This is a genomic window from Caballeronia arationis, from assembly GCF_001544975.2.
Classification (GTDB): domain Bacteria; phylum Pseudomonadota; class Gammaproteobacteria; order Burkholderiales; family Burkholderiaceae; genus Caballeronia; species Caballeronia arationis.
On the sequence record NZ_FCOG02000042.1, the window covers coordinates 46,749 to 53,478 of the forward strand.

At 64.6% G+C, this 6,730-nt stretch carries 7 protein-coding genes and 1 pseudogene; 3 read left to right on the forward strand and 5 right to left on the reverse strand.

All coding sequences use genetic code 11. From position 1 onward, the window contains the following. Positions 1 to 5 precede the first annotated feature (5 nt). From AWB81_RS23245 to AWB81_RS23260, 4 genes are all read right to left on the reverse strand, one after another. Positions 6 to 1,088, reverse strand: a complete 1,083-nt coding sequence (locus tag AWB81_RS23245) for an SAM-dependent methyltransferase (protein WP_062638901.1) — start codon at positions 1,086 to 1,088, stop codon at positions 6 to 8. A gap of 16 nt (positions 1,089 to 1,104) precedes the next feature. Continuing rightward, positions 1,105 to 1,899 (reverse strand): DUF1295 domain-containing protein, encoded by a 795-nt coding sequence (locus AWB81_RS23250; protein ID WP_062638902.1) that lies wholly within the window; start codon positions 1,897 to 1,899, stop codon positions 1,105 to 1,107. Positions 1,900 to 2,162: 263 nt separating this feature from the next. Next, the gene (locus AWB81_RS23255) at positions 2,163 to 2,348 is read right to left on the reverse strand and encodes a hypothetical protein (RefSeq protein WP_035936571.1); all 186 of its coding nucleotides are present in this window, start codon (positions 2,346 to 2,348) and stop codon (positions 2,163 to 2,165) included. 233 nt (positions 2,349 to 2,581) lie between these two features. Further along, entirely contained in the window at positions 2,582 to 3,847 is a 1,266-nt protein-coding gene (locus tag AWB81_RS23260) for an MFS transporter (RefSeq protein WP_062638903.1), read from the reverse strand. 347 nt (positions 3,848 to 4,194) lie between these two features. Between AWB81_RS23260 and AWB81_RS23265 the strand changes: the two genes are divergently transcribed. The 3 genes from AWB81_RS23265 (at position 4,195) to AWB81_RS23275 (ending at position 6,463) form a co-directional block, all read left to right on the forward strand. Further along, positions 4,195 to 4,407: a hypothetical protein gene (locus AWB81_RS23265; RefSeq protein WP_062638904.1), complete on the forward strand. Its 213-nt coding sequence runs from the start codon at positions 4,195 to 4,197 to the stop codon at positions 4,405 to 4,407. 77 nt (positions 4,408 to 4,484) lie between these two features. After that, positions 4,485 to 5,546, forward strand: a complete 1,062-nt coding sequence (locus AWB81_RS23270) for an SrkA family protein kinase (protein ID WP_062638905.1) — start codon at positions 4,485 to 4,487, stop codon at positions 5,544 to 5,546. Positions 5,547 to 5,719: 173 nt separating this feature from the next. Further along, on the forward strand, positions 5,720 to 6,463 hold the full coding sequence (locus AWB81_RS23275) for a PepSY-associated TM helix domain-containing protein (RefSeq protein ID WP_062638906.1): 744 nt from the start codon (positions 5,720 to 5,722) through the stop codon (positions 6,461 to 6,463). A gap of 93 nt (positions 6,464 to 6,556) precedes the next feature. Here AWB81_RS23275 and AWB81_RS23280 read toward each other — a convergent pair. Then, positions 6,557 to 6,730: pseudogene (locus AWB81_RS23280) on the reverse strand (IS256 family transposase); the annotation flags it as partial.

The window sequence follows — 6,730 nt, forward strand, 5'->3', positions numbered from 1 at the left end:
CCGCTTTAGCGTCGCGTGAAAAGATAATGCGCGACGCCCCACTCCTCGCCCGAGCGAAAACCGAATAGTTCCGCCACCGCCATATAGAACATGCGCCAGCGCTGAAACCAGCGCGGCGCATCGGCGGGGCCGTAGGTCTGGATCAATAGCGGCAGCAGGCGCGAGCGCGCCGCGTCGAGATTGACGAGCCAGTCGTTCGCGGTCCGCTCGTAGTGCGTGCCGCTCACGCACCAGTGGCGGTCGATCGCCAGATCGTCCTGGAAATACAGCAGCAGCGATTCCGACGGCATCGTCCCGCCGGTGAAAAAGTACTTCGACATCCAGTCGCTGCCATCCTTCACCTCGAAGTGATACGCCAGCGTGCGATGCGCGAAGACATGCACGAAAAGCTTCGCGTCGTCGCGCATCCAGCCGGCGACCCTCTTCAGCAGAAGCCGGTAGTTCTTCATGTGCTCGAACATCTCGACCGAGAGGATGCGGTCGAAGCCCTCGCCGAGCAGCGCCGGATCGAATTCGAAATCGACGACATCGCCCGTCACCACGCGCAGATTGCTCAAGCCGCGCTCGGCGGCGCGGGCCTCGATGAACTCGCGCTGCCCGCGCGAATTCGACAACGCGACGATGCGCGCACGCGGATAGCGCTCAGCCAGCCACATCGACAGCGATCCCCAGCCGCAGCCGAGGTCGAGGATGCGCTGGCCGTCGGCGAGTCGCGCGCGCGTAGCGTAGAGCGCGAACATCGCGCGCTCGGCTTCGGCGAGCGTCATCGTGCCTTCGCGGTACAGGCAGCACGAGTACTTCAGGTGCGGCCCGAGATGCGCCCGGAAAAACTCCGCCGGCACCTCGTAATGCTGTGCGTTGGCGGCGTGCGTTTCGATTGCGATCGGGCTCGCGCGCAATTCGTCGACGAGCCGCGTGAAACGTTGAGCGCGCGCTTCGTCGTCGCCGGCGGATTCGTCGGCGAGACGCCTGCGTATCAACTGGCGCATGCCGAGGCGCACGAGCGAATCGGGAATCCGGCCGCGCTCGCACCAGTCGATCAGGAAGCCGTCCGGAGAAGTTCGTTGCGCAAGCGTGGCTTCGCTCATGGTCGCGGGTTCCGGTTCAGGAGGAGTGGCGCGGCCACCACGGGATCAGCGCGCTTGTCGTGCGCATGTAGTCGGCGTAACCCGGACGCTTTTTCGCCGATTCCGCTTCCACCATCGGCACGCCGGAGACGCGCAGCAGCAGCCACGCCATCAGCACGGGTGGCAGCAGCATCGCGAACGTCCACGATCCCGCGCCGCCCGGCCCGATGGCGAGCGGAATGTACGCGAGCCAGTGCACGCACTCGAAGAAGTAATTGGGATGCCGCGAATAGCGCCACAAGCCAGCTCGGCAGACCTTGCCTTCGTTGGCGGGGTCGGCCTTGAACTCGCGCAACTGACGGTCGGCGAGCGCTTCGCCCGCGATCGAGGTTACCCAGACGAGCGTCGCGAGCGCGACCCAGCCGGCCGCAGGCGGCGCCTGGCGATAAACCGGCAGGAGGAACGCAACCGAAAGCAGCATCGAAATCACGACCTGCAGCAGAAAGAACAGCAGCATCTTGCGATTCGCGGCCGCGCCCCACTCGTCCCGCAATTTCCGGTATCGCGCGTCCTCCGCACGGCCCGCGTTGCGGCGCCACAGATGAACGCCGAGCCGCGCGCCCCACACCATCGCACCGATTCCCGCGATGAGGCGCGTCTGCGGATCGCCGTTCGCGACCGCGGCGTAGAGCACCGCGACGCCGCCGAGCGAAAAGGCCCACACGGGATCGATCATCCCGGCGTTGCGCGATTGCAGTTGCCACGCCCACACGGCGACAAACACCACGATGAGCGCGGCGAACGCAAGAGCGGCTGCGGCTAGTGGCGACATGGAAGCCTCGATGGATCGTCGATGTGCATACGCAGCCGCCATCGCGGCGGATGCGAGGCATGCGCGAGCATCGCGCGTGCCAGAGCGGCGCGGAGGAGCGTCGGGGATGTCAGGGGCGGGGGAAAGCCGATGCGATCAGACGCAACGCGAACGTTGAAATCGCGCGCGCATCGAGAGAGGTGTCCGCGCGTAGATGCGCCGCAGGCAGACGGCACTGCAAGGCAAGACAATCCGGCAGACGCACAAAGCGTCCGCCGTGGGCATTATATAAGCGCTGGCAATCCTTCGACGAGCAGGAACGCAACCAGCACGCCAACCAGCGCGCCGAACGCTCGGAGCACGTTGTTCTTGAAATGCGATGCGCAGGGAATGGCGCCGAGAAAAAGTGCGCCGGCAAGCGCCATCGGGATGATCAGGATGAAGTCGCCGATAGTGAAGTACGTCGTCATTGCTCGTCTCCCTTCGTCTTATGAGCGCCGAGCCGGATTTTCGCTCGGCGCTGTACGGACGATTCGAGTATAGGCCGCGCTTTCGCGACATGCCGCACGATATGACGCACGCTGTGTGGCCCGACGGACGCTTGCCCTTGCCAGTCAAGCGTTTGCGGCACGCCGAATTAAGCGGACACGGAAAAACCCTTAGATTCCCCAGGTTTCGATTCGCTTTCGAATGACGATTGCGTTCACGCCGCCAGACCGCGCTCGCGCCGGTTGAGATAGACCGCGCCCGCAAGTCCGACAAAGAGGAGCGCCGCAATCAATCCGACGACGCCGCCCCAGCCGAAGGCCGTCCAGAAATGGCCGCCATACGAGCCGATCACGCTCGACCCGATGTAATACGCGAGCAGATAAAGCGCGGCCGACTGTCCTTTCGCGTGCAGGGCAAGGCGGCCGACCCAGCCGCTCGCCACCGAATGCCCGGCGAAAAAGCCGAACGTCAGACACGCAATCCCGGCGACGATGACCGGCAGCGACGTCGATATCGTCAGCAGCACGCCGCCCATCATCAGCGCGAGACTCGCGATCAGGACGCGCCCGCGCCCGAAGACGTCGGCCATTTTTCCGGACCACGGCGAGGCGACGACGCCCGTCAGATAGACGGTGAAGATCGCGCCGATCTGCGTCTGGTTCAGCCTGAACGGCGCGCCGATCAGCCGGTAGCCGACATAGTTGTACAGCGTGACGAAGCTGCCCATCAGTACGAAGCCCATCAGGAACAGGAGCGGCAGGTCGCGGTTCCTGATGTGCATGGCAAGCGCGCTTCGGTGATGGCGAAAACCCATGCCGCGCCGTGGCACGAAGCGTCGGGAGGGCGGCAGGAGCGCGCGGAACGCGAGTGTCGAAAGCAGTCCGAGGGCGCCGATGCCGCCGATCGCCACGCGCCACGAAAAGAAATCCGCGAGCACGCCGCTGATCACGCGGCCGGCCATGCCGCCTATCGCGGTGCCGCCGACATAAAGCCCCATCGCGAGTCCGAGGCCCTCTGGTTCGACCTCCTCCGCGAGATACGCCATCGCGACGGCGGGCACGCCGCCGAGCGCGAGCCCTTCGAGCGCGCGAACGAAGAGCAGCGCGTGCCAGTTCGGCAGGAACGCAGCGACGATCGTGAGGATCGACGACGCCGTCAGCGACATCGTCATCAGGCGGTGTCGGCTCCAGCCTTCGGAAACGAAGCCGGCGACGAAGATGGCAATGGCCAGCGACGCGGTCGAGACCGACACCGACAGCGCGCTTTGCGCCGGACTGACGCCGAAGGCCGCGGTGAATTCGGGCAGGAGCGGCTGCACGCAATAGAGCAGCGAGAAAGTCGCATACCCGGCGAACAAGAGCGCAAGCGAGGCGTGCCAGTAAGCGCGCGAACCGCGTTCGAGATAAGGCGGGGAATCGGGAGAAGAAGAATGGCGGGTACTGGAAGACGAGGGCCGGTGCGGCGCCGGCGAAGCTGTCACGACAAACCTCCGGGAACGCAAAAGCCCCTTACCTTACGCCAAATGCAAGCATTGTGCCGAGCTGGGCCTCATGCGCTTTCGTCGTCCTTTCATGACGCCGCGCGTTGTCACGCGCACGTAACCGGATCGCGATTCGTTGGATGCTGGAGACGCGACACTTGGACCGCGCGCACCTCGATGCGCTAAAGTAGAAGCGCAATACGAGCAACGAAGCCGCCCGCGGTTGCGCATGGCAACGCGCGCAAGCGGCCGCAGTCTGGTGCACCGGCCCTGGAAAGCCCGTGCTTGGTAACGATAATTTGACCGGCGCGAGACGTCCGCAGCCGGCACTCTGACGGGGATTCATCATGCAAATCGGTTCGATTGTCCGCTCCGTGCATATCGCCGTGCCTCAGGGCGCGCGCGGCATCGTGATGCGAATTCTTGGCGACATGGCTATGGTCGCGTGGTATGCGGGCGAGCCCGGTGTGTCGCAGCTGCTCAACACGGAACCGTTCTTCCTGGAGGATCTCATCGATACCGGCGACGTCGTGCGGCCGGCGAATTCGGTCGTTCACTAGTTTTTGCAGGCGAAGCCGCGCCCGGTCGGCACTCGACGGTGCGTGCCTGCCGCGTCAATGCGCGGCACAATGCCGGGATGAACCACGACCAGTCAGAAGCACCCGGCGCCTCGTCTCCCGGCGACGCGCAGTCCACGCAAGCCGTGCCGCCCTTCGCCGGCCTCACGCCCGAGTGCGTCCTCGACGCCCTCGACAGCGTCCTCCTGCCCGCCGGCGAACGCACGGACGGGCGCATGCTCCCGCTCAACAGCTACGAAAACCGCGTCTATCAGGTCGGCATGGAAGACGGGCCGCCGGTCGTCGCGAAGTTCTATCGGCCGAACCGATGGTCCGACGATGCCATTCTCGAAGAACACGCGTTCGTCGCGGAACTCGCCCGGCGCGAGATTCCGGCCGTGCCGGCGCGCATGTTGAACGGGGCGTCGCTGCATCATTTCGACGGCTTTCGCTTCTCGATCTTCGAGCGCCGCGGCGGCCGCGCGCCCGACATCGACGGCCGCAACAGCAGCGAAACGCTCGAATGGCTCGGGCGCTTCATCGGGCGGATTCACGCGGTGGGCGCCATCGAGACGTATCGCGAGCGGCCGATTCTCGATATCCAGAGCTTCGGCTTCGAGCCGCGCGACTTTCTCCTGACGCACGATTTCATACCCCGCGACGTGCGCGAGGCGTATGAGAGCGTCGTGCGGATGGCGCTCGAAGGCGTCGAACGCTGCTTCGAGCGGGCGGGCGAAATCCGCGCCATCCGGCTGCACGGCGACTGCCATCCGAGCAACGTGCTGTGGACCGACGCCGGCCCGCATTTCGTCGATTTCGACGACAGCCGCATGGGCCCGGCCGTCCAGGATCTCTGGCTTCTGCTGCCGGGCGAGCGCGCGGAGGCATCGCGCGCGCTCGCCGACCTGCTCGCCGGCTACGAGGATTTCTGCGATTTCGAGCCGCGCGAGTTGCATCTGGTCGAGGCGCTGCGCACGCTGCGGCTGATCCACTACTCGGCGTGGCTGGCACGCCGCTGGGACGATCCCGCGTTTCCCGCGGCGTTTCCGTGGTTCAACACGCAGCGTTACTGGGAAGATCGCATCCTCGAATTGCGCGAGCAGGTCGCCGCAATGGACGAAGGGCCGCTCTGGCCCGTCTGACTCCCTTTCCTGTCGTTTCACCTCCCTTCGTTTTATTACGGCGAATTTCAGCGGGTTGAACAAACTCATTCGCCATGTAATGATAACGATTCTCATTTGTTACGTATCAGGACCGGGGCGGCGGCGACCGCTCCGGTCCCATTCCCTTTCCCCGCCGAAGAACGGAGAGACGCGTGAACGCGCCCGACCAGATCAAGCAACAAGCGCCATCGAATGCATCCGCGAAGCAGTACAAGCCACACACCGAGCCGGGCACGCATCGCCTCATCGACGACGCGGAGCAGGCCGTGCGCCGCGGCCGCTCGCGGCGCGCGACGTTCATCAAGTGGCTGCGCAAGGTGCACGGCTGGGTCGGGCTGTGGGGTGCGGTGCTCGGGCTTCTGTTCGGCACGACGGGATTTCTGCTGAACCATCGCGGCGGCCCGCTCAGGATTTCGACCGGCGAACCGCAGGTGTCGCAAATGCAGCTCGCCGTGCCCGCTGGAGGACTTCACTCACCGAAGGAACTCGGCGGATGGCTCAAGCGCGAGTTGAAGATCGACGGGAATCTCGGACGCGTGAAGCGCGAAGCGGCACGCCCGGTCGCCTGGGGCGATCAGACGACGATGCAGCCCGAACAATGGACCGTCATGCTTGCGTCGCCGAGTGGCGGTGTATCGGCGGAGTACTGGGTGGGAAATGGTTTCGTTTCGGTGAAGCGTTCGGAGAACAGTTTCCTCGCGACGATGAACAACCTGCATAAGGGCGTGGGACTAAGTGTGGGCTGGGTGCTGCTGATCGATACGCTCGCAGGCAGCATTATCTTGCTGTCGCTGACCGGGGTGCTGCTGTGGACCGAGTTGAACAAGCGCCGGACGGTGGGGCTGGTGCTCGTGGGGGCGTCGATTGCGGCGGCGGTGGCTTGCGGGATGATGTGAGGTGACCCCAGGTTGATTCGACGCGGTTCGGATCGCGGCGGGTTGGCAGACAGAAGGGGGGGTGTCCCGAATTTTGTGTAAACAGGTTGTGGTTTAACGGGGCATCAGCCTGTCCTCGAACTGGATAGTAAAGCGGTTCAAAGCTGCCTTCCAATCGCGGATTGGCATCGTCCAGTTCTTGCTGATGTTGTTCAGCGCCAGGTAAAACAGCTTGGTCACGGCGTCGTCGGTCGGAAACGAGCTGCGGGTCTTGATCACCTTGCGCAG